Here is a 23,914-nt window from a genome sequence, read left to right as displayed (position 1 = left end):
GATGCCGGTGGCGTCTGTCTGATCGCATGCAGCGGTTTCCCGTGGCCAAAAACCTCTCTTCAAGTCATTGCGAGGCGCTTCGCCGAAGCAATCTCGATATGAGGCCAGGGGTCCATTTCCGAGATTGCTTCGCCGCCGCGAAACGCGTCGTCTCGCAATGACTCAGCTCGAGCATTTTGTCAGTTGCATTACATTCCCCCGTTGCGTCAGGTCCTGCGCCCCACTTCGGAGCGTGTGACCTGACGCATTCCCATGCACCGTTTAGGGTACCAGATATTCCGGCGACCGCGGCAGCTCCACCGCCAGCTTGATACTCGTTACTTCCTGCTGTGCCGCGAGCACCGACTGCACCACTCTCTCGAACCCGATCCCGCACCCCGAGGACTGCCCGTGGCCGTTTCCCTGCGATAGCACTTCGAAATACCAGTCGAACTGCTTCGGATCTACTCCGCGCTCGACCAGATGGTCGTACATGTACGATTCCTCGAACTGCGTCTTGCACTTCGCCGATGACCCCTCGCGTACGGCTCCACCCACTGATTCGCCGACAAACGGCAAAAGCAGATCACAGCAAAGAGTCTCGCCATCTTCTCGCTTCATTGAGAAGAACTTGATAACGCCCCCTTCTTTCGGCTTCGGATTCGAGGGATAGTGCGTCACAAACGTCGGCATACCATCAAGAATGCGGCAGAGCGCCTGTTCCTCGGCGCTCCCAAGATCATCCCCCTGCTCGATCTCGAATCCGTTTTGCTGAAGCAGCGTGATCGCATCGGCATACTTGATGCGGTTGAACGGAAGGCCGGTGTATTTGTCGAGAAGTGGACTGGTCACCATCTCCTTCGCTTCTTTGTACATCGATTTCAGGAGCGATTCGATCAGGTTCATCAGGCCATCGAGCTCGAAATCCCGTCCCTCGAACTCGATAAGCGTAAACTCGCACAAGTGACGGTTGGTGACTTTTCGTTCCTGGCGGAACGATGGCCCAATCGTGTACACGCGGTTGTGCGCGACCGTAAATGCTTCCAGATACAGTTGGCCGGTCTGCCGGAGAAACATGGCGGTTTCGTTCCCCGTCTCGTTGTACATGGTTACCGGCATGGCGTTCGGGAACCACTCACAGGAGCCTGTAGCGCCGGTAATGTGGGGGACATTCACTTCCATGAACGCGTTGCCGTCGAACCACTGACGGGCCCTTCTCAGGAGCCGGGACCGAAGCGTGGTTATTTCCGTGTATTCACCTCGGGTGACTGCCAGATGCCGCATTGGAAACCTCCTTATAATAGTTTGAAAAAAGGCCGTCCGGGAAGCCGGTGCGGCCGGTCTTGTTTACGCAATGAAACAGGGAGGAAACGCGGCTACGCGGCATGACTGCCTCGACGATGCTGGGAATTGTCGGACCGGGTGGATTTCCGGCGCACGGATATGTTGGTCGTTTCCGACACAGTTGCCTCCCGGGCAGATCGTCGCGCTCTCGGGCGCGCCTCTCCTGCGTTGGACAGTTGCGATTATTATTGTCTCTGAGAGACCGAGTTTATTGACCTGTTGACTCTATGTCAAGACTTTTTTTTGAGAAGGGCCGTTATGGCGTAGGTCAAGCCCCCATCCGGAACGTAATCTTGGATCGGGGGCCTGACACTACCCTTTTGGGCAAAAATTCATCGGTTCAGAAGCTGGGCCGGTGCTGCTTTGCTTGACGCTGCAATACCGGGTTTGTGACCTGCTACCGCCGCTGGTGGGTCGGTCATCTGCCAGTTGTTTGGATTGGCCGGGTCGCCGCTGGTATAGGTCAGTCGCCAGTACACCTCTAGCGGGTAATAGCCTGAAAAATCGGCCGCCCAGTAGTCGACATAGGCGTAAATGTCGTACACATTCGTCGAGACTTGGACGATTTCCATCTGCGATGGCGACAAATAGTACACCCATCCATCGGTCATTCCAAACTGCTGCAGAATGAAATCAAGTACCAGCGGGTCGGTCTGGTATTCCATGGCCGCCACGGCATGGGGAGAATTCGGGGCGTAAAGAGTACGTACGACCGTGTCATGAACCACGACCGTGTCGTAGAAATTATGTACGGTGGTAATCGTATCATAGACGTACACCGTTGTCCGCACCGTGTCATGTATGCGTATCGTGTCGGTGCGGGTGATGATCACCGAATCGTTGTTGTAAACAGTGTCGATGAACAGGACAGTGTCCGGTGGAAGCTGGATATACTCGATGTCGTGGATATATTCCTTGGAGTTGACGATCTTCTCTTTATCGCATCCCCCTGAGAGAAGGATCATGGACGGGATCATGATGACGATTCCGGCAAGCAGAGCTTTTTTCATGGCAGTCTCCATCTGAGTATGCGGTATTCTTCTGTTGCCTCTAAGTGCAAGTGCCGGGCCGGGCTCCAGTAATTCCGAGCAGACACCACAACTTGCTGAATGGCAATGAATTGCCGAGAGTCCGCTTGGGACAATTGTACAGATTATTTGCCACCAAATCGGCAATCCGATGCAGATTGAAAACCAGCGAATGGTATTCGGCTGACGATCTGAGAGCTTCTTGTAGGTCAAGACCCCGCCAGAGGTACTAACGGAGGTAGGGGTCTTGACAATGATTGCGCGTGTGGCAAACGCTCTGCAATCGAATCCATCGGATTGACACCATCGTCTTTAGACGCGGAGCGGTAATAGTATCGACGATACTGGCGGAAGGGGTAGGAATCGAACCCACCAGGGACAATGCTATTGCCCCCCGCACGGCTTTGAAGGCCGGGACCGCCACCAGACGGCATCCGCTTCCGGGTGCAACATAACGATCTCTGTCCATGTAGGTCAAGACCCCAGGGGAGGAGATCCGCTGGTCAGGGTCTTGACATCCACAGCAATCCAAAAGTAATTGACCCCACCTCTCAAACCGACCTTACTTACCCCATGCCAAACCTCCGTCTCGATTCGCCGCTGCAGTACGTCAAAGGGGTCGGACCTCGTCGCGGTGATGTGCTCGCCAAACACGGCCTGGTCACCGTCAACGACCTGCTGCATTATTTCCCGCGCCACTATCTCGACCGCACCAACGTCACCACCATCGCCAGTCTGCAGGTCGGCCAGACCGTTACCATCATCGGCGAAGTCAAAGCGCACGGCTTGTTGCACGGCAAACGGAAACGATACGAGGTAATACTACAAGACGACACCGGCGGCATCGCCCTCATCTGGTTTGCCGGCATCCAGTACTGGCAGCGCTACTTTAAGAAGGGTCAACTGTTTGCTGCCACTGGCGTGGTCAATTATTTCATGGGCCTGCAGATCGTCCACCCGGATCTCGAGCGCCTCGAAGACAACACCGACAAAATGATTCACGCTGGACGGATCATCCCGGTCTATCCGCAAACCTCGGAGCTCACCAGTGTCGGCCTGAACAGCAAAGGGATGCGCCAGGCGACCACGTTTATCTTCGAGAACCTCGACGAACGAGTGTCCGATCCGCTCCCAGTGCCTGAACGCACACGCGTCAATCTCATGCCGCTGCACGATGCTATTGCGCGAATCCACTACCCGGAGAATCGCGACCAAATCGAGCTGGCCCGTCGGCGTCTGGCATTCGACGAGCTTCTTGAACTCCAGTTCTTCGTATATCGCAACAAGGGGAAAAAGGAGATAACGGTCAAGAAGCACACTTACGCCGAGCCGGGGGAGAAGCTCAAAGCGTTCAAGGCGGACCTTCAGTTCCCGCTCACCAACGAGCAGAAAAAGGTCGTGCGAGAGATATTCGCCGATCTTCAACGCCAGCACCCCATGTCCCGTCTGCTTCAGGGAGATGTCGGCTGCGGCAAGACTGTCGTCGCGGTGACTGCCGCCATTTATGTCGCCGAGAACAACATGCAGTGCGCCTTTATGGCTCCCACCGAAATCCTCGCCGAACAGCATTTCCGCAATTGGCAGAAACCGCTTGCCGAAATCGGGGTCCGCTCGGCGCTTATCACTTCGAGTCTGACCAGTGTCCAGAAGAAACGGACCGCCCAGCATTGCGCTGACGGTGAGATCGACCTGTTGTTCGGCACCCACGCCTTGATCTATGACTATGTAACCTTCCCTCGCCTTGGCCTTGTCATTATCGATGAACAACACCGGTTCGGAGTCGAACAGCGCGGCAAGCTGTACGCCAAAGGGGACACGCCAGACCTTCTGGTCATGACCGCCACACCGATCCCGCGCACGCTGGCACTGACGCTTTACGGCGACCTCGATATTTCCACCATCAACGAGCTACCGCCCGGACGCAAACCGATTCGCACCGCCTGGCGCGCCGCTGATGCCCGTGACAAAGTCCATGAGTTCGTCAAAGGGGAACTCGACAAGGGGGGTCAGGCATACATCATCTACCCGCTCATCGAAAAGTCAGAGCAGACCGAGCTGCTCAATGTTGAGGATTCATTCGAGGAACTCTCGAACGGCACCTTTCGCAACTACCGCACCGCCATGGTTCACGGACGTGTCAAACCGAAAGAGCGTGACGAAATTCTCCGCCAATTCCGCGAAGGGGAGATCCAAGCCCTGTTTGCCACCACGGTCATTGAGGTTGGTCTGGATAACCCGAACGCGACTATCCTTATCATCGAGCACGCTGAGCGGTTTGGTCTGGCACAACTGCATCAACTTCGCGGGCGGGTCGGCCGCGGGGAAAAACAGGCCACCGTGGTTGCCCTCGCCGGCCAGCCAATCTCTGACCTGGCCCGCCAGCGCCTCGAGTACTTCGTAACCAATTCCGATGGTTTCGCTATTGCCGAGGCCGATCTCGAACTGCGCGGTCCCGGCGAGATATTCGGGCTCCGCCAATCGGGTCTCCCTGAACTCCGCGCGGCTCATCTGGGGCCTGACCGTGATCTGCTTGAATCCGCCCGTGCCCTGCTTGAGCGGCTGTTTCGCGACCAACAGAGCCTTGACACACCCTACCGCGCACTGTTTTCATATCTCAACGAATCTGCTTCCCGTCGCGATATCGCGCTTGGGGGCGGATGAACTACCGGACAAAACAAGGGCGCAGTACCCGCCGTTAGGAGAGTGTTGAAAATCCCTGCCCATGTGTGTCGTGTCGAGCGCAGTCGAGACACGGTTTCACACTGGATGATGCTAACTATTTGAAAGACAATGCATCTCGACTCCGCTCGATGCGACACGCAATGAAGATGTTTTAGATATTTTGTAGCATGGCACCTCTTTCAATAAGTCTTAGGAGCTATCGATGAGTGATGACCAGTTTGATATGCCGTTCTACCAACTCGTCCTGTCATTACAGGCGGCAGCCGTCCAGCAGTTGGGAAAAGTCGCCTCGCCGCTCGATGGCCAGATCAACCGTGACATGGTCATGGCCAAAGGGACGATCGATATACTGGAGATGATCGGACGGAAAACGCAGGGGAATCTGACCCCCGATGAGAAGAAGCTTCTCGACCATGTCCTGTTCGAATTGCGCATGAACTTCGTTGACGAGCAGAAGAAAGACCAAAAATCGGATCATGACACGGCAGGTCAGGATTCGTCGGGCGCTCCCCAGACTGGAGCCGGATCGGAACCGGACCGATAAGGAGCAGTAGTGGAGTTCTGCACGGCGAAAGTCGAACGTACACAGACGGGTGTATAATACTGCTGGGGAATAGCGCCCTGAGCCGCCGTAAGTGATGATTTTGGCTTGATTCGGGAGAAATCGGCCCTATATTGAAAGGCAACATCATGGTCGAAAGAGGAACCGCCGCGCCCGCTCTCCCCATTGCCACTTTGCTGGCTGCTTTTGGACCCAACTTGGAGTTTGCCAAAGACATGGCCCCATTGACCAGCTACAATACCGGCGGACCGGCTCGCTATTTCCTCGCGGCCGAATCGGCAGCAGAGATCACCCGTGGTATAACCGAGGCTACACGTCTTGGCATCCCGTGTTTTGTTATTGGCGGCGGCAGCAACCTCCTTATCTCCGACGACGGATTCGACGGGCTTATTATCAAGGTTGATGTCAGGGGGATCGCTCTTTCCGGCGATTGTGAGATCAAAGTGGGGGCCGGTGAGGACCTTATGGACTTGGTCAACTTTGCCACTGAACATGCACTTACCGGCATCGAGTTTCTGGCCGGTATCTGGGGAACGGTAGGTGGCGCCGTCTACGGCAACGCGGGAGCATTTGGTGTGGAGATCGGCTCGGTCGTTACCGGCGTCACGATCGTGACGCGCGACGGCAAAGTGAAGAGTGCCCCGCCTGAGTACTGTCGTTTTGGCTACCGCGACTCCTATCTCAAAACAAGCCACGAGGTGGTTGTCGATACCCGCATCCGGCTGACCAAAGGGGAACGGGGGCAGATCAAGAAGAAAGTTGATGATATCCTGGCCCAGCGCGAAACCAAACATCCATCGTCACTCACAGCCGGTTGTTTCTTCAAGAATATTCCCGATGCCAAAGAAAAATACGGGAAGCTGCCCGCCGGGCGTCTGCTTGATGAGGCCGGTGTGAAGGGGTTGAAAGTCGGTGGCGCCAGAGTGTATGAGAAGCACGCCAATATCATCGTCAACGACGGCCATGCAACCTCGAAAGAGATTCGCCAATTGGCCGATATAATGAAACAGCGGGTCAAAGACCGGTTTGGTATCGTGCTGGAAGAAGAAGTCCAGCAGATCGGCAAGTTCTAAACGACAGGAGGAAAGCGTATCGATCCCTTTCTAAAGAACTGAATGAACTGAGCACGTGAGATACCAGTGCGATTTCGGGCTGTCGTAGCCTTTTCAATTCTTATCTTCAGCGCCATGTTGGGGGCACTCTCACCTGAGGTACGTGCCGCCGGCATTGGTTTTCAGGCTGCCCTTGATACCCAGGACAGTGTCGTTTCCCGTTTCAACGAAATTCCGTACCAGTTTTCTGCGGCGCTGTATCCGCGCACGCACGCCGTCCTTTCTCAGACCCTGAGTTACAATCCGCAGCTCCGGAGGAGCGATTTCGAAACCCACACCCTCGTGTTCAACACCGATTATCAAAAGGGGAAATCCCTCATCCCGGTGGCGGTCGATGCCGATCAGTTCCTGGCATTCCGAGTCGACAGAGCGCAGAATCAGGGGATGCTCGATGCTATCCGCAAGAATCGCTTCGACAGCAAAAAGCAGTCGCAGCGCGCCGGCATCAACATCGGCGTCGCTCTTCCCAAACGATTGGATCGGGTCTTCGGTGAAGGGGGCGGCAATCTCAAGGTCTCCGGCTATCGGCGCATTACCTTTGCCGGAAGGTCGCAGTGGACCGATGGCGCCAGCTCCGATCTGATCCGCCCGAGTAAATTCCCAGCACTCAACATGCAGCAGGTGTATCAATTCAGCATCGAGGGGACGATCGGTACCAAGATCAGTGTCAGGGTATCCGAGGATAGCCAGACCGATATCCCGCTGGCCAACCGGCTGATGATCCGCTACAAGGGGGATGAGGATGATGTCCTCAAGGCGGTCGAAGCCGGCAATACCACTCTCGATCTGCCCAACACGCGGTTTGTCGGTTACTCCAGCCGTATTCAGGGGCTGTTCGGCTTCAAGGCGGCAGCCCAGGTGGGGCACCTCAAGGTCACCGGCATCATGTCGCAGGAAAAAGGGTCATCCGAGCGGGCTTCAATCACCGGGTCGGGCGAGCAGACGGCGCAATATATCCGCGATTACCAGTTCGCCGAAGGACGCATTTTTGACCTGGCCTACCCGGGCGAGATGGGACCGAACGATTCCATCATCGAAGTAGTGGTGTATGAGGAAGTGATCCAGCTCAATAGTCCAAGTGACGGTTGGGCCAAGTTTTCCATTGATCCGAACAATCCCAGCCGCGACTCCGCCTTTGCCGAAAGTGTGAAAGTCAATCTGGTGCCCTACACCGAGTACACGACCCGAAGCGACACTGCCAGGCTGCACTATATCGTGTTCAACTCCGCGCGTTCACCTAATCGCACCCTCGGTATCTACATGCGGTACTACAGTGCCGATTCACAGAAAGTGATTCAAGTCGGCGTCAATGCACTAACGGATTCGACGGCGCTTCGCCTGAAAATGCTGCGCTCCGGCCATGCGTCCTACAGTCCGTTCCACCCAACCTGGAATCTCCAATGGCGAAACGTCTATCTGGTCCCCAAGGTGACCTCTGTCGAGGACCTCGGCATCAAGGTATTCAAGGGGAAGTCCGGACTGGAAGGTACAACCTCGAGTCTTGACTATCAGGAGTTGAGCGGACAGTCGCAGGGCTACTATCTGCGAATACTTGGCCTGGACCAGTACGCGGGTCAGATCAAATCACCCGACAACAAAATGGACGACCGTCGAGAAGTCTATGAGCCGGATTGGGGATTGATCATCTTCCCCAACCGGAGGCCGTTCGACTCCGACACTACGTACGGGACGGGGACAGCCCTGGAGTCAGTTCCGCTGGCGCTTCGCGTCCCAAAAATCTACGACTATTTCTCTTCCAACGAGCGGGCCGGAGCGAGCGAATACTATATTCAGATCACGGCCCGCGCCCGGAGTTCCATTGTCCGCCTCAATCGCGCTAATATTATCGAGGGTTCAGAACGGGTCACCCTCAACGGTCGCTTGCTGGCCCGCGATGTCGGCTATCGGATCGATTACAATTTCGGCCAGGTGACGCTGCTTGACCAGCTGGCCATTGATGACCCCAACGCCAACCTGAACATCGAATTCGAATATGCGCCGTTTCTGGCCCTCCAGAAGAAGACCCTGCTTGGGATGCGCCTGGAGTACGAATGGAGCCAGGATCTTCGGTTTGGTTCCACGATACTTTACAAGTCCGACAAGGCGCAGGAGCGCAAACCTCGGGTAGGCCAGGAAACCGCGCAGATGATGGTGCTCGATTTCGACGGCCGCTTCCGCGTCAATACCAGCTTCATGACTAAAGTTGCCGATGCGCTTCCGCTCGTCAGCACCGATGCACCGTCGAGCCTGAGCATCTCCGGTGAGGTCGCCCAGTCCCGCCCCAACCCGAATATCAACGGCGTCGCCTATGTGGACGACTTTGAATCGGCCGTCGATCAGCTAAGTCTCGGTATGCTGCGCCTGGCCTGGAGTGCTTCGTCGCGGCCTGTCCAGCTTACGCCGGACTATGTTCCTGCATTTCAGCCGGACTCTACCAAAAAAGTGAAGCTCCTGTGGCATAATCCTCTCGGCGGTATTCGCGTGGACAGCGTCTACTCGCGCGAAAGCAAACAGGGCGAAGGGACCATCAATTTCCTCCGCTTTATCCTCCGGCCCGATACTACCGGTCTTCGCTCCTGGGGCGGTGTTATGGCGAATTTCGGCTCCCGTGTTGATGCCGACCGCGTCCAATTGTTCGAAGTGCGTCTGCGTGGTGACCGCGGGAGACTCCATTTCGATTTCGGCCAGATAAACGAAGATGTCAACGGAAATGGACTGGTGGATGGAACAGAGGACCCGGATGGCAACGGGTCGGTCGATGACGGGCAGGACCTCGGGCTCGATGGCCTTCCTGATGCTGCCGAGCCGGGTTATGATGCCGCGACCAACCCCGACCCATCCAATGACGATTGGTATTTTCAGGGGGATGGGCAATGTCCAGTACCCCCGTCACGATGCGGCAATCCGGCCTTCCAGGACTCCCTCAAGAACTCTAATTCGCCGATATTTTACGATTGGCTGAACGGTACGGAGGGAAACTCGCGCGATGTGGCCGTCCTAAGTCGTCCGGATCAGGAGAAACTCAGCTCAAGTGCCAATACCATCAATAACTATTTCTCGTACAAGGTCGACCTCTCAGAGGATTCGTTTTTGGTCCGCGGCTCCGAGTTGAATGGATGGCGCACGTATCGTATTCCCATTCTCGAACAATCGGTGCTCGACACTGTCGTTGGCTCCAACCCGCAATGGGCGAACATCACCCACGTCCGCGTCTGGCTGGAAACGCCCCCCCGCTTCTCTTCGGACACCATGTATGACACAGTCGATGTCGCCGCGTGGTATTTTGTTCAGTCAAGCTGGCGAGATTCGCTTCTGCTGGGCGTGCCGGCGGCCGATACGCTGACTCGCGGCGCCTCCCGCTTTTACGTGGCCTCGGTCAGCACCGAGGACAGAACCTTTACGCCGCCGCCGGGCGTCTCCGCGTACACCGACCCAAGCACCAACGTGGAGGAGCCGCAGCGCGGTCTGGCCCTCGTCTACACCAAGCTGTATCCAAAGGACACCTGCCTGGCCTACAAGAAACTTATACAGACGGACAAGTATACCGGCTACAGCCGGATCAAGATGTACGTGCATGGCGATGTCGACAATGTCGCCGATTCACTCTTCTTCTTCTACCGTCTGGGCCGTGACAGTCTCAATTTCTACGAATACCGTACGTATATTCGGCCGGGGTGGGATGCCGCCAACGAAGTCGATATCAAATTCAACGATATCACGGCTCTCAAGGACGCGGCCCAGCGCGGCAAGACGACCGTGAATGCGCCCGTCGATACCACTGCCGGTCACTATCGTGTCAAGGGGAGACCGAGTCTCAACGAAGTCGCCTATTTCACCGCTGGGCTCATCAACGAAAGTGCACAGCCGATTGAGGGGCAGGTCTGGCTCGATGAGATGCGAGTCACCGATGTCCGTCGCGATGTCGGTACCGCCGGTCGAATCGAACTCCAGGGGAATATGGGGGATCTGCTTACCTACAGCTTCCAGTTCGACTCGCGCGACCCGTTCTTCCGGGGCGTTTCAGCGGCCACACGCGGCGGTTCCAACGACAACCTCGGCAGCGGCAATTCCGACAAGAACTACAGCTATTCGGTCTCCCTGAATTTCGACAAGTTTCTGCCGCGCTCGTGGAACGCCCGAATCCCGATTGGCTACTCCTCCTCCAAGAGCACCAAGCTGCCGCTTCTACGCACCGCCTCCGACATCGTGCTCGCCCCCGAAGTACGCAAACTGGAAAAGACTGAGAGCGAAAGCCGCTCCGTCAACGTCTCGGAATCGTTCAGTCTCAAAGGACGCAATCCGCTCTTTGCGCTCCTTCTGAACCGTCAGACCGCCGGCTTCTCCTACAGCCGGAGCGTCAACCGCACGCCGCAAAGTCCGTACAGTTTCGGCGAGAGCTACAATATCCGCGCCGATTACAACATGGGCTGGACCAAGCCCCCCACCTTGCCGATTTTCTTCTGGACCAAGCCGATCCCGTTCCTCAAGAAGACGGCCAAATCGCGGCTGGGGCTGTATCCATACCAGTGGCAATGGTCCGGAACATTCAATCGTACCCTCTCGCTCAACGATGATATTAACGCCCGTCGTACGTCATCACGCACCCGTACCCTCGACGGCCGCATGAATCTTGCGTATAAAATGTTCGATAACCTGAGTGCGAATTACAGTTTCACCACCCGCCGCGACCTCACTAATCCTGACGACGTCAGACTGAAGGTCGGCGGTCTCAGACTGGGTCTGGAGCTGTCGTATTCTCAGAGTTTTTCGAGCAACTACGCGCCGGCCATCCTGCCGTTTCTGGGAACCGCGTTCACTTTCGGCAGCACCTACAACGACACGTATGACCGAGGCACAACCGCCCGCAAGTCCGACCTTTCGAACAACTGGGGCATAGGCGGCAGCTTCAAGCACCAGGTGCTATTCAACACCGGCACAAAAACCGGCGGCGGTGGTGGTGCCGGCGGAGGCCGCACGACGCCGCAGACGACCGAACCAAAAAAGGGCTCCGGCAGGCCATTCTACGACCCGCCCCTGGCTCTCCTGCGTTTTCTGACCCACTGGATCGAGCCGATATCCTACAAGTACAGCCGGACGTTCTCCAATTCGCTGCCGGGCATGGTCACTCGCCCGGGACTTGCCTACCGTCTCGGATTCGACCGCCGGCCCAATGTGGCCACGATCCGTGACTCGCGGCCGCCATCCTCTTCACAAGGGGAGAGCTACGAGTTCGGCACCGGTTTCACGTTTGTCGGCGGCATTTCCACCGACCTTCGTTTCCGTCGGAGCTCTTCGCGCGATCTGGTCACGCAGGGTCCGAAATACCGGCGCACCACCACATCATGGCCCGATCTGACTATTCGGATCGGTCGTTTCACCAATCCGCCGATACTCAAGGACGTTCTGAACAAGCTGATCCAGGTCTTTTCGCCGCAAACCGGCTACAACCGGTCGATCAAGGAAGAGTATAACCTGACGGGCGGCTACTATACCGCCAGGAATGTCTCCCAGGACTACAGCCCGCTGCTGTCGGTCAATTTCAAGGTGTTCAAATCGCTGTCGCTGTCGGCCTCCTACAGCGTCCGCAAGAGCGATGACAAACGTTTCAGTTCGGCCAACGGTTCACTGCAAGCGGAAACAAAAACCACTAACAAGAATTTGTCCATGAGCACCGGCTATCGCTTCAGCGCGCCGAGCGGCATCAACATACCGCTCTTCGGCAAAATGAAGTTCACGTCAACGATGCAGATCGACTTGCGCATGCAGAAAAGCGACAACCGTTCGGAAAATTCCACCGCCGGCGGGCCGTTCACGATCAACAGCAACTCCTCCGATTTCTCGATCAGCCCGCAGATCAGCTACAACTTCAGCCAGCAGCTCAAGGGGGGACTTTCCGCAACCTGGCAGGACCGCAATGACCGTTACGCTAAACGCAAGAGCCACGTCCGCGAACTTCAGATATTCGCCGAGATCCGATTCTGACACATTTCCGTTGACAGTCTCTGCCGCGCACCTGTTATTGTCGCCGTGCGGCTGGTAACCTACAGTCTGGCAGTGAGTTTGATGATGGCATTCGGATGTTCCACCGGTACGGTGACGCTGCCGAATTTCGACGGCACGCGCGCCCTTGGTTTTTTGGAGAAGCAGGTTTCATTTGGCCCCCGCGTTCCGGGAACAACCGCATCGGCCACCTGTCGCAACTACTATTACGAATATTTTCGCTCCAAAGGGTTGACTGTCGATTCTCAGGTCTCCAGCTTTTTCGATCCGTATTCGACCTCAACGATTCCTCTCGTCAATGTCGTCGCTCATGTGACCGGAACGAAACCAGGCGCAGGGACAATCCTGTTGGCTGCTCATTACGACAGCCGCCCGCGCACCGATTTCCCTTCCGATGCGTCTCTGTCTGATCTGCCCATACAAGGCGCCAATGACGGCGCTTCCGGCGTCGCGGTGTTGATGGAATTGGCCGAGCTGTTCATGCAGCGCCCGCCTGAAGCTAATATCGATCTGGTGTTACTCGACGGCGAAGACTGGGGCAAGGAAGGGGAGACTGATCTCTATTGTTTGGGGGCAAAAAGTTATGCGTCGCAAGGCATTCATGGTCGGTACCGGTTTGCCATCGTCGTGGATATGGTAGGAGACAAGGACCAGCGCATTTACCGCGAGGGGTACACCGAGATGTTCAACCGGTCTCTCAACGATATGATTTGGAATGCCGCCAGAGACTTGAAGCTCACGACGTTTGCCGACTCGACCAAACATGCCGTTATTGATGATCATCTGTCGCTCAACGCCGGCGGCGTTCCATCCGCGGTCATCATAGATTTCGATTACGCCTATTGGCACACCGACCAGGACACGCCGGACAAATGCTCCGCCGAATCGCTGGCGAATGTTGGACGTGTGCTCGCGCACATTGTCTACAATCCGGGACTATGGGCGAAGTATTGATCACCCAGCCACGCGACTTTCCCGCGGTCGAGCAACTCATGCAGGCTGCTGAGTTGGCCGAAGCCATCGCGCGACTGCCGCGCCCGATCGCGGTGGCCGCGGTCAAACAAGCGATTGTCGACGCCAAGAAACGGCTGGCCGATTCCGGAAAGCCGGTTCCGCTCTCGACACTGGTAACGGAAATTCTGGATGCGCTCCGCCGTCTCAAGCGACTCGAGATCACCCGTGTCATCAATGCCAGCGGCATTCTGGTCCATACCAATCTTGGGCGTGCACCGCTGGCCGAGTCGTTGTTCGATAATGTGAAAGCATCCCTCGTCGGGTACAGCAACCTCGAATTCGATCTGGCGTCAGGTGTTCGTGGTTCGCGCGGAGTGGCCTGTGAGTCATATCTCGCCACCCTGGCGGAATCGGAGAGCGCCACTGTTGTCAACAACTGCGCCGCCGCCCTGTTCGTCATTCTCAATACACTCGCCAACCGGAAATCAGTACTCATCTCGCGCGGTGAACTGGTGCAGATCGGCGGTGGCTTCCGCATACCGGAAATTCTTCGCCGCGCCGGCGCACGGCTGAAGGAAGTCGGCACGACAAACATCACTACCGTGAAAGATTACGAAGAGGCCATCGATTCAACGACTTCTCTCATTCTCAAAGTGCACAAGAGCAATTTCGTCCAGGCCGGTTTCACCGAAGAGGTTCCACTCAAGGCGCTGGTAGAATTGGGGGAAAAACACCAACTGCCCGTTGTCAACGATCTCGGAAGCGGCGTATTCATCGATACGTCACCCATTCTCGGTTACACCGAGCCCACCGTGCAGCAGTCCGTTCGCGCCGGCGCCGATCTCACCTGCTTCTCCGGCGATAAAATGCTCGGAGGGGTGCAGGCGGGGCTTATTGTCGGCAAGAGGGACCTGATCGCCAGGATTAAGAAGAACCCAATTTTCCGTACCGTGCGTGTCGACAAAGTGGTTTTCAGTGTTCTCGAACGACTTCTGACCATTTATCTCAATAGCTCCGCAACCGCCGATATCAAGTTGTGGGCCGGCCTGTCGGTGCCGGTGTCAGAACGGTACAAACAAGCCAGGCAGATGCTCCAGGAACTCGGCGCTCCGTCCGGACTGAGCGTTGAGGCCACCCAATCGTTCGTTGGGGGTGGCGCGCTCCCGGAATCGGCGATCCCCTCGGTCGGGCTCGTGTTCGCCCCCGGTTATCGCGCCGACGACCTCATGCAGCGTTTCCGCGATGGTGACCCGCCCATCATCGGGCGCGTCGAAAACGACCGCTTCATACTCGATCTTGCTGCGGTTGACGTGGCTGACCTGCCGACCATAGTTGCCGCTGTCAAAGTTCATCTCGCCGCTCTGCCAATCAAGCCATGATCGTCATCGGTACCGCCGGACATATCGACCACGGCAAGTCATCGATCGTCAAACGCCTGACCGGCACCGACCCGGATCGGCTGCCGGAGGAAAAGGCGCGCGGCATGACCATCGATCTCGGATTTGCGTTTCGCCGGACAGCTACGGGAGAGCACCTTGCCTTTGTCGATGTCCCCGGTCACGAGCGGTTGGTCAAAAATATGATCGCTGGCGCTGGAGGAATCGATGTCGTCATGCTGGTGGTCGCGGCCGACGACGGCTGGATGCCGCAGAGCCAGGAACATTTTCAGATCGTCAAACTGCTCGGCGTCAAACAGGGGATTGTGGTTATCAACAAGATCGACCTCGCCGATAGCGAATGGTTGGAATTGCTCCGCCAGGATCTGAAAGGCCGGCTTGCCGGTTCGTTTCTGGCCGATGCCCCTGTCTTCTGCGTTTCGGCCAATCGGGGCGACGGATTCGATGCTCTTGAAACCTATCTTGATGGTCTACCCGCTCAGATTCCGGCGCGACAGGATATCCGCAAAGCGCGACTATTCATCGATCGCTCGTTTGTCCGCACCGGCATTGGCGGTGTCGTGACCGGCACGTTGCAGGGCGGCACGTTCTCGGTCGGTCAGCCGGTTACCGTGTGGCCTTCGATGGCGCTCGGCAAGATCCGTTCGTTGCAATCGGAAGGCAGCGATGTAGAATTGGCACGACCGGGCCAGCGGACAGCCGTGTCACTTACCGGTGTCGACAAAGAATTGATGGTGCGTGGCGGTGTCATTACGGACCGGACCGACCTCACCTTCTTCCGCGATCATCCCGTGCTCGCGCTCGACGTCGATATACTGCCGGAAGCTGCCGTGCCGCTCGAGGATCGGCGGCGGGTGCAAGTGTTGCTCGGTACGACTGAAGCCGAAGGTGAAGTCCGCATATTCGAAGCCGAAGGTATCCGGCCAGGTGACCGCGGATTGCTTTTCTTCCGCCCAGACCAACCCATGTATGCGCTGGTGCTTGATCGCTTTATTCTCCGTCTGCCGACACCAATGGTCACACTCGGCGGCGGCATGGTGCTCGATCACCTTGTCCAATTCCCGCGTCGTCGCGAGCTCGAGTCGCTCTCGTACCTTATGAGTCGCACCAGTGGCGTCCTCGATGCTCTCATCCTCTCTGAGTTGACCAAGCGATGCCTGGTCGAGCAGACGAACCTGCTGCGCGAAGCCTCTTGTTCGCCCAATCAGATCAGCGCTCGCGTCACGGCTCTGCTCGAACAGAACCAGATCGGTCGGTTCGGAGCCTGGCTCTTTGCGACGTACCACATATCGCAAGTTGTGAACCGCTTCAGAATGTCGATAGAGAAAGTGCTGCACGATCAGCCGCACCTGAAGGGACTGCCCCTGGAACAATTGCTGCCGCTCTCGCCGTGCGACGCGGTTACCACGCTGATTCTTGTGGAGTATCTCTTATCCACGGGCGACCTGGTGAGACTGGCCGACCGTTACAACCTTGCCGGTCGCGGCATGAGTCTCAAAGGAATCATCAAAGAGGCACACGATCAGATAATGAACACGCTGCGCAGGGAGCCGTACGCCCCGCCTACGTTGCCGTCACTCGCCGCGCTGGGGAAGAACCATCAACAAGCCATTAAGTATATCATCGAAAGCGGCGAAGGATACAAGTGCGGCTCGGACTTCATCTTTCTCACCGAGACCTGGACTGAGATCATACAATTCGTAAAGTCTCACCTGTCCGCGTATCCAAAGCTCGCCGTCACCGACCTCAAAGACCGCTTTGGCTTCACGCGTAAATTTGCAATTCCCATCCTCGAGGAGACTGACCGTATCCGACTGACACAACGTGAGGGGGACGCTCGCGTGAAGGGAGACCGCTTTGAGGCCTAAGACCCTGCTGTACAACGCCCGCATCTACACACAGGCGGCGGAGCTCCGTGTCGATTCGTTGGCGGTCTACAAAGACCGCATTGCCGCTATCGGCAATCATCTTGAGAAAGACCCCGACTTCCGTACCTACACCAAGCTCGACCTGAGAGGCCGGACAGTCATACCCGGGCTGGTCGATGCTCACACGCATTTCTATTATCTCGCCGTCTCGCTGGGACGAGTTCAACTCGACAGCCTTGCCAGTCTCGACGCCTGCCTGAATCGAATTCGTGATTTCTCCGACGGACAACCTCGCGATGCCTGGATCGTCGGCGATGGCTACGCCCCGGATCGCTTTATCAAACGTATCGAGCCGGATCGTTTTATGCTGGATTCCGTCACCGGCGGTCGCCCCGCCTTCTTGTTCTCCAAAGACCAGCATTCCGCGTGGGTGAACAGCCGCGCTCTCGAAATCTGTGGTATCACTAAATCGACTGACGATCCTGATGGCGGACGAATCGAACGTCTCTCTGGCGGTGACCCCTCAGGTATTCTCCGCGAGGGACCTGCTTATATGCCCGTATTCGCCCGCATTCCGCAGCCACCCCGAAAAGAGATCGATCGCCGGTACAGGATGGCGTTGCAGCTCGCGTACCAGCAGGGTGTGACCGGTGTGCATTCGTTCGATGGCCCCGAAGCGTTTACCTACTTCACCGATCTGGCCGAGCATGGCAATACCGGCATCCGCATCAATTATTATCCGGCTGCCAAACTGCTACCGACCCTGCTGCGCAACAAGACTTACTACGGTACCGGCACCGAATTCTTTCGTATCGCCGGGATCAAAATCTTCGCCGACGGTTCCCTCGGAAGCCAGACCGCACTCTGTTTCGACAAGTACATCGGCTCGAAGAACAATTATGGTATTGAGACAACAACTGTCTCGGAGATCAAACGTCTCGCCAAAGAAGCCTCCCGCCTCGGTTTGCCGTGCGCCGTCCACGCGATAGGGGACAGGGCAGTTTCGAACGTGCTTGATGCCCTCGCCGATTCGCCGCGTTTGTCGTTTAGCGCCCGCCACCGCATCGAACACCTTCAGTTGATTCGTCGCAAGGACATCAGGCGCCTCAAACAACTCAATATCATCGCCTCCATGCAGCCATCACATTGTCCCTCAGACATTCCTCTCATTCGCAAATACTGGGACAAGCGCGGTGCCAATGCCTACATCATTCGCACACTCATCGACAAGGGAATCGACCTCGCCTTCGGCTCCGACGCTCCCATCGAACCGCTGCATCCCATTCACGGTATCGCCGCAGCCGTGCGACGCGCCCGCCCCGGTTCGCGTGACATCTTCTATCCTGAGCAACGCCTCACCGCCTCCGAAGCGCTTTTCCGATTCACCGTCGGCCCTGCCATTGCCGCCGGCCATGAACACTGCCGCGGCTATCTGCTTCCCGGTTATCCTGCCGACTTCGTGATACTCGACCAGGACATTACCCGAATCACCCCAACGAAACTCTACGACCTCACACCGCTCGCTACTATCCTCGACGGCACCCTCGTCTGGCATCAGACTGGCTTTCGTTTGTAGTTTTGGGGTGATGTCGGACGTCCTCGCCCGACACGAGCGTTGTGTCGTTCGGTCAGGTCTTGCGGGCCGGCAGTACTTCGAATCCACTCATGAATACATCAGCACACCATTATAGGACGACAAAACTCATATTAACTCACCGGCCCGTTTGACCTGACCGATTCTCAAGAATCATTCCGCGTCCGGCAGTTCACACGCTCCCTCGACACAGAAAAATCACCTATAACAGTGAGGGCATTTACTGTCTCGGTCGCGCAAGAACTGCCGGAACCACTAGAGGAATACGCCTCGATAGAAATCCTTCTCCCCTTTGGGGAGAAGGTGGCCGAAGGCCGGATGAGTTCTTGTAGGTCAAGACCCCATCAGAGGTTTCAGTGTGGGTAGGGGTCTTGACAACGGTTCCACCCCGTTTTCATTTGACATCATCTCCCCGCAAGTTCATATTACTCTGAATTTCAGAGGGTATCTCTATGAAACACAAAGCCGTACTGGCGCTCATCGGATTCTGTCTCCTCAGCCCGGTTATTTCGTTCACTATCCGGCAGGCCATTGCCGAAGACAGCACGCATGTCGTAACGCCCACCACCCCCATGCTCCAGCCGCTCGTCTATCAACTGGACATCGAGGGAGCCATCGGCGCCGTCACCGACACCCGCATCTCCGATGCCCTCGATGATGCCGAGGAATCTCGCGCCGAACTGGTGGTCATCATGCTCGATACTCCCGGCGGTTTCACCAAACCGACCTGGTCCATCTGCAAGCATATCCTGAATAGTCCGGTACCTGTCTGTATCTATATTGCTCCCTCCGGCGCACGCGCCGGCTCCGCCGGTGTCTACATGACCTACGCCGCGCACTTCGCCGCCATGGCCCCCTCCACCAACATTGGCGCCGCCCATCCCGTCTCCGGCGAAGGACAAAAGGTCGACTCCATCATGAACGAGAAAATCACCAATGATGCCGTCGCTCAAATCAAAGCCGCCGCCGACAAGCGCGGCCGCAACGCCGCCTGGGCCGAACGCGCCGTGCGTGAATCCGTCTCCATCACCGACAAAGAAGCGCTCGACTCCAACGTCATCAATATCCGCGCGGAGAATCTCGATGATCTTCTCCGCCAGCTCGATGGTCGTGAAACCGAAACGCCGTTTGGCAAGAAAACCCTCAAGCTCGCCGGCGCGCGAGTCGAAACTATGAAGCACTCCTTCGTTCAGAAAGTGCTCGAGATCATCACCTCTCCCGATGTCGCCTTTATCCTGTTCTCCATTGGCGGGCTCGGTATCGTGCTCGAACTGTACAACCCCGGATCCATTCTCCCCGGTGTGGTCGGCGCCATCTGCCTCATACTCGCGTTCTACTCATTCCAGACTCTGCCGATCAACTACGCCGGTGTGCTGCTCATCCTGCTCGCCATCATCTTGTTTATTGTCGAAATCAAAGTGGTGAGCCATGGCCTGCTCACGGTCGGCGGCATTGTCTCGCTCATTCTCGGAGGACTCATGCTCGTGGACACCGTCGACCCCGCCCTCCGCGTCTCCTGGTCCGTGCTCATCACCACCGGCATCCTGCTCGGCCTCACGCTTGTCCTCGTCGGCACGCTCGTCTATCGCGCCAGCCGCAGCAAGCCGTTCATTGGCCAGCATGCCCTGGTAGGCAAACATGGCGAGATCCACCCCGAGCAATTCGTCTATGTCGAGGGCGCCCTCTGGAAATATGAATCCGACCAGCCGCTCGACATCGGCGCCAAAGTCGAAATCATCTCGGTCGATCAATTGACCCTTAAAGTTCGCAAATTGAACTCGTAACAGGAGGTTACACATATGACACCAACATTCCCGATACTGGCCGTCATCATTCTCTTTGGCCTGATTATTCTGGTCAACACGTTAAAGATTCTCCGCGAATACGAACGCGGCGTCATTTTCCGTCTCGGCCGTCTCACCGGTGCCAAAGGGCCCGGCCTTATTATTCTTATCCCGATCGTTGATAAGATGGTGCGCGTCGACCTGCGCGTCATCACGTTCGATGTTCCCCCGCAGGACATCATCACGCGCGACAACGTCTCCGTCAAAGTGAACGCCGTCCTCTATTTCCAGGTGATGGACCCGAACCGGGCGATTGTCTCAGTCGCCAATTTCTTCGAGGCCACCTCGCAGATCGCCCAGACCACCTTGCGCTCGGTGCTGGGACAAGTGGAGATGGATGACCTGCTGGCCAATCGCGAGAAGATCAACGCGGAACTGCAGAAGATTATCGACCACCAGACCGAACCGTGGGGCATCAAGGTCTCGGTGGTTGAGGTGAAGAATGTCGACCTGCCGCAGGAGATGGTGCGCGCTATCGCCAAGCAGGCCGAGGCCGAACGCGAACGCCGCTCCAAAGTCATCCACGCCGAAGGCGAATTCCAGGCCGCACAGAAACTGGCCGATGCAGCGCAGGTGATTGCGACACAGCCGAACGCGATGCAGTTGCGATTCCTTCAGACGTTGGTTGAAGTCAGCGCCGAAAAGAACAGCACTCTCATCTTCCCCGTCCCAATAGACTTGCTAAGTACCTTCCAGAAGTTCCTGGAGAAGAAGACGAGGGAGTAGGTGGAAGTGGGAAGTGGGTACATTCGGGGAGCTTGTAGGTCAAAACCCCATCCATGCACTTCAGTGGGTAGGGGTTTTGACGAATTGGTAGCGTCGTCCCTCGAGTTCAGACGTGAGTCACGCGCCGAGCGTGACGAACAAAGAAACCCGACACCGGAGGCTTCAGCGAGTCATTGCGAGGCGCTTCGCCGAAGCAATCTCGGCTGTGCGCGTCGGTTCGAGCGTAGTCGAGAACCGGTAACGCACCGATTCAGGTGTGGATTTTCGTTACTATAATAAGGCGTCCCGCAACGGCTCCCCACTCACTTTCCCCTCCACTTTCATACTGATTCCGGCGCCGGCCCCCTTTGTAGGAACAACTAAACCCGCCTTGATTGGGAGCCGCCACACCATGCTGTTTTCGCCGCAACTCTATATCAGCAATCAACATTCACGAATGGTGTCACACCGTGACCGCACTGCTCCGTCCTCACTACTTGTTGCCCGACTTCACCTTGCGGGAGCGAAAACGACATTTCGCGAAACAAAATATGACGAAACGAACCCAAATCGCTCGTTGCTACACAACCAGTTACCTCGTTGGAGATGCGAAAACGAATACAATCGACCGCACCTGTAAGATTCTCCTCCTTCCGGCACCGTCCAGTTAGAGCAGTCTCCCGCCACAAGCGCGTGGCGGTGGCATTTTCGACAAATGTGAACATAACGGAGGTGTATCTTGAACTGGGCAAAACTACAATTCGGCTCCGTTTTGGCGGCAGCCGCGATCCTGTGTGGATGCAGTAAGGACAACAGTCCGGCCGGCCCCACCGATGCCGAGTGTCATTTATCGCCGGCGTCACTGCCTTTCGGCACCGTCGCGGTCGGCAGCTCTGTCGACCTGACCTTCATAATCTCCAACAGTGGCGGTAAGACACTGAGCGGGACCATCTCCGCAACGTGCGACAACTTCATCGTCATCGGCGACGCATCATATAGCCTTGGCACGGGCGAAGCCGACACGTTCGCGGTCCGATTCACCCCTACCGCACCTGGGAATCAGGTATGCACAATTCAGACAGGCAGCTCGGCCTGCACGGGAGTCTCGTGTACCGGCGCCGGCGCGTCATACGACTACTATGTCGATGCTGTGGCAGGCAACGACGATTCTTCCGGCACCGCATCGGCACCCTTCAAGACAATCACGCACGCCTTGAAAGTCGCAGGCGAGAACACGACCGTTGGCGCACGTCCGGGGACCTACGATGAGGCAAACGGCGAACAGTTTCCGATTCATCTTCAACCCGGTCAGCGCCTCATCGGCGATATTGCGAACAAAGGGCTCGGATCCACCTCGACATGGGTGTATGGCGCGGCGCTGGCTGACCCTCTCTCGGGAAACAACTGGCTTGCCGCCATCGTTGCCGCTGAATCGTCATTTGTCGCTGGTTTCAAGTTTGGCGCACCTCCTCAACACGGAACGTGGGGAGTCTATATAAGCAATACCGGTGCTGAGGTCGCACACTGTACGTTCGGAGGCACGAGCTCCTCATTGTATGGCGGCATCTATACCACTGGCGCAGGTGAAATGGAGATCGAGGAGAGTGATTTCCTGACTGGCTCGTACGGCGTATATATTTACGGATGCACGGATCGTGTGAGTGTCCGGTCCAACCAGTTTTTGACAATGGCCATTCCGATGGACGTGGTCGAGTTTACTCCCGACACGGTTGTGGTCATCGAGAGCAATTTCTTCGTTGGAAGCGGGCAGATCGGGATCCAGGTACAGGGGGGTGCACCACGCATTGAGGGGAACACGTTCAACAAGCCCGATGGGTACGCCACCTATGGTGCCGTCCGGTGTTGGTCCACCACCTCGAACGCAACCGTCCGCGGCAATTCCTTTGTCTGCGCCCGGGCGATACAAATCGATAACGCTGCGACTCCGGACCTCGGCAGCGTGACCCATCCGGGAGCGAACAACTTCTCCGGCGTAACAGTCGAAGCCGTCTATCATATGGGAAGCAGCTCCGTATCAGCGATAGGGAACGCGTGGCGCCACTCGCCTCCGGTCTGCGGTACGGACATCGTGCTTACCGGTGGCGGCAGCGTGACATGGGGATCAGGTGGAGGGGAAAACTGCCCATAAGGTGCACGTGACCGACGATCCGTTCCAGACGGATTGCAGGATGCAGGCCAGACCGTGTGTCGTCCTGAGCGGAGTCGAAGGGCGACCGATGGGCTCGTCGCAAACTTGGCTCGGCTCGTGATTTGACCTTACTCACCACGACGCCCACGGGTCTTCGTCCGTCGCGCCGGGCGAAAGGTCGTCGCGTCGAAATAGTCCGTCGCGTCGAGCGGAGACGAGACGCGAACCATTGGCTTGTCGGTTCTCGTCTTTGCTGGAACCGGCGCGTGGGAGGACGGTCGCTGCGCTTTCGTCGCATCGAGCCAAAGGTCGTCGCGTCGAAATAGTCCGTCGCGTCGAAATAGTCCGTCGCGTCGAGCGGAGACGAGACGCGAACCATTGGCCTGTCGGTTCTCGTCTTCGCTCGAACCGGCGCGTGGGAGGACGGTCGCCGCGCTTTCGTCGCGTCGAGCCAAAGGTCGTCGCGTCGAAATAGTCCGTCGCGTCGAGCGGAGACGAGACGCGAACCATTGGCTTGTCGGTTCTCGTCTTCGCTCGAACCGGCGCGTGGGAGGACGGTCGCTGCGCTTTAGTCGCGTCGAGCGCAGTCGAGACGCGAATGTGGTCCCGCCGGACAAACCGGCTGGGCCAAATGGGGAAGAGAACTTGCAGTTGTGGCAGGTCCTGCGTCGCCGCAGGCGACGTGTGACCTGCCAC

The 23,914-nt window shown here is 57.0% G+C and carries 13 protein-coding genes and 1 tRNA gene; 11 read left to right on the top strand and 3 right to left on the bottom strand.

The annotated features are described in order from the left end of the window. Positions 1-261: 261 nt before the first annotated feature. The 3 genes from AB1644_10570 to AB1644_10560 form a co-directional block, all read right to left on the bottom strand. Positions 262-1,263, bottom strand: coding sequence for an amino acid--tRNA ligase-related protein (locus tag AB1644_10570; GenBank protein ID MEW6051490.1), 1,002 nt, complete (start codon positions 1,261-1,263; stop codon positions 262-264). Between the two features lie 392 nt (positions 1,264-1,655). Next, on the bottom strand, positions 1,656-2,333 hold the full coding sequence (locus tag AB1644_10565) for a hypothetical protein (GenBank protein ID MEW6051489.1): 678 nt from the start codon (positions 2,331-2,333) through the stop codon (positions 1,656-1,658). A gap of 363 nt (positions 2,334-2,696) precedes the next feature. Continuing rightward, positions 2,697-2,793, bottom strand: a tRNA-Sec gene (locus AB1644_10560). Positions 2,794-2,795: 2 nt separating this feature from the next. Here AB1644_10560 and recG point away from each other — a divergent pair. From recG to AB1644_10505, 11 genes are all read left to right on the top strand, one after another. Further along, positions 2,796-5,012, top strand: a complete 2,217-nt coding sequence (gene recG / locus AB1644_10555) for an ATP-dependent DNA helicase RecG (protein MEW6051488.1) — start codon at positions 2,796-2,798, stop codon at positions 5,010-5,012. 223 nt (positions 5,013-5,235) lie between these two features. Next, a complete protein-coding gene (locus AB1644_10550) occupies positions 5,236-5,577 on the top strand; it encodes a DUF1844 domain-containing protein (protein MEW6051487.1) in 342 nt (113 codons plus the stop codon). Between the two features lie 131 nt (positions 5,578-5,708). Then, a complete protein-coding gene (gene murB, locus AB1644_10545) occupies positions 5,709-6,668 on the top strand; it encodes a UDP-N-acetylmuramate dehydrogenase (GenBank protein MEW6051486.1) in 960 nt (319 codons plus the stop codon). A gap of 66 nt (positions 6,669-6,734) precedes the next feature. Continuing rightward, positions 6,735-12,689, top strand: coding sequence for a cell surface protein SprA (gene sprA / locus AB1644_10540; GenBank protein MEW6051485.1), 5,955 nt, complete (start codon positions 6,735-6,737; stop codon positions 12,687-12,689). A 45-nt stretch (positions 12,690-12,734) separates the two neighbouring features. Then, entirely contained in the window at positions 12,735-13,661 is a 927-nt protein-coding gene (locus AB1644_10535) for a M28 family peptidase (GenBank protein ID MEW6051484.1), read from the top strand. Continuing rightward, the gene (gene selA, locus AB1644_10530; protein MEW6051483.1) at positions 13,646-15,040 is read left to right on the top strand and encodes an L-seryl-tRNA(Sec) selenium transferase; all 1,395 of its coding nucleotides are present in this window, start codon (positions 13,646-13,648) and stop codon (positions 15,038-15,040) included. The genes AB1644_10535 and selA overlap by 16 nt, the downstream gene beginning before the upstream one ends. Continuing rightward, positions 15,037-16,926: a selenocysteine-specific translation elongation factor gene (selB, locus tag AB1644_10525; protein MEW6051482.1), complete on the top strand. Its 1,890-nt coding sequence runs from the start codon at positions 15,037-15,039 to the stop codon at positions 16,924-16,926. Before selA ends, selB begins: the two co-directional genes overlap by 4 nt. Next, on the top strand, positions 16,916-18,502 hold the full coding sequence (locus AB1644_10520) for an amidohydrolase (GenBank protein ID MEW6051481.1): 1,587 nt from the start codon (positions 16,916-16,918) through the stop codon (positions 18,500-18,502). Before selB ends, AB1644_10520 begins: the two co-directional genes overlap by 11 nt. 470 nt (positions 18,503-18,972) lie before the next feature. Then, complete coding sequence (locus AB1644_10515) at positions 18,973-20,304, top strand: nodulation protein NfeD (protein ID MEW6051480.1); 1,332 nt, start codon at positions 18,973-18,975, stop codon at positions 20,302-20,304. A 15-nt stretch (positions 20,305-20,319) separates the two neighbouring features. Further along, the gene (locus tag AB1644_10510) at positions 20,320-21,090 is read left to right on the top strand and encodes a slipin family protein (protein MEW6051479.1); all 771 of its coding nucleotides are present in this window, start codon (positions 20,320-20,322) and stop codon (positions 21,088-21,090) included. A gap of 718 nt (positions 21,091-21,808) precedes the next feature. Then, positions 21,809-23,218 carry a DUF1565 domain-containing protein gene (locus tag AB1644_10505; protein MEW6051478.1) on the top strand — a complete coding sequence of 470 codons (1,410 nt, stop codon included), beginning with the start codon at positions 21,809-21,811 and terminating at the stop codon, positions 23,216-23,218. The last annotated feature ends 696 nt before the right edge of the window (positions 23,219-23,914 follow it).

The sequence above is a fragment of the Candidatus Zixiibacteriota bacterium genome (assembly GCA_040753875.1).
Taxonomy (GTDB): domain Bacteria; phylum Zixibacteria; class MSB-5A5; order GN15; family FEB-12; genus DATKJY01.
Note: the sequence above shows the minus strand (reverse complement) of the source record. Positions and strands in the feature narration are given on the sequence as shown.

Coding starts and splice junctions, on each gene's coding strand:
- AB1644_10515 (MEW6051480.1), top strand. CDS start 18,973: ATGAAACACAAAGCCGTACTGGCGCTCATCGGATTCTGTCTCCTCAGC.
- AB1644_10570 (MEW6051490.1), bottom strand. CDS start 1,263: ATGCGGCATCTGGCAGTCACCCGAGGTGAATACACGGAAATAACCACG.
- AB1644_10510 (MEW6051479.1), top strand. CDS start 20,320: ATGACACCAACATTCCCGATACTGGCCGTCATCATTCTCTTTGGCCTG.
- selB (MEW6051482.1), top strand. CDS start 15,037: ATGATCGTCATCGGTACCGCCGGACATATCGACCACGGCAAGTCATCG.
- AB1644_10565 (MEW6051489.1), bottom strand. CDS start 2,333: ATGAAAAAAGCTCTGCTTGCCGGAATCGTCATCATGATCCCGTCCATG.
- selA (MEW6051483.1), top strand. CDS start 13,646: ATGGGCGAAGTATTGATCACCCAGCCACGCGACTTTCCCGCGGTCGAG.
- AB1644_10550 (MEW6051487.1), top strand. CDS start 5,236: ATGAGTGATGACCAGTTTGATATGCCGTTCTACCAACTCGTCCTGTCA.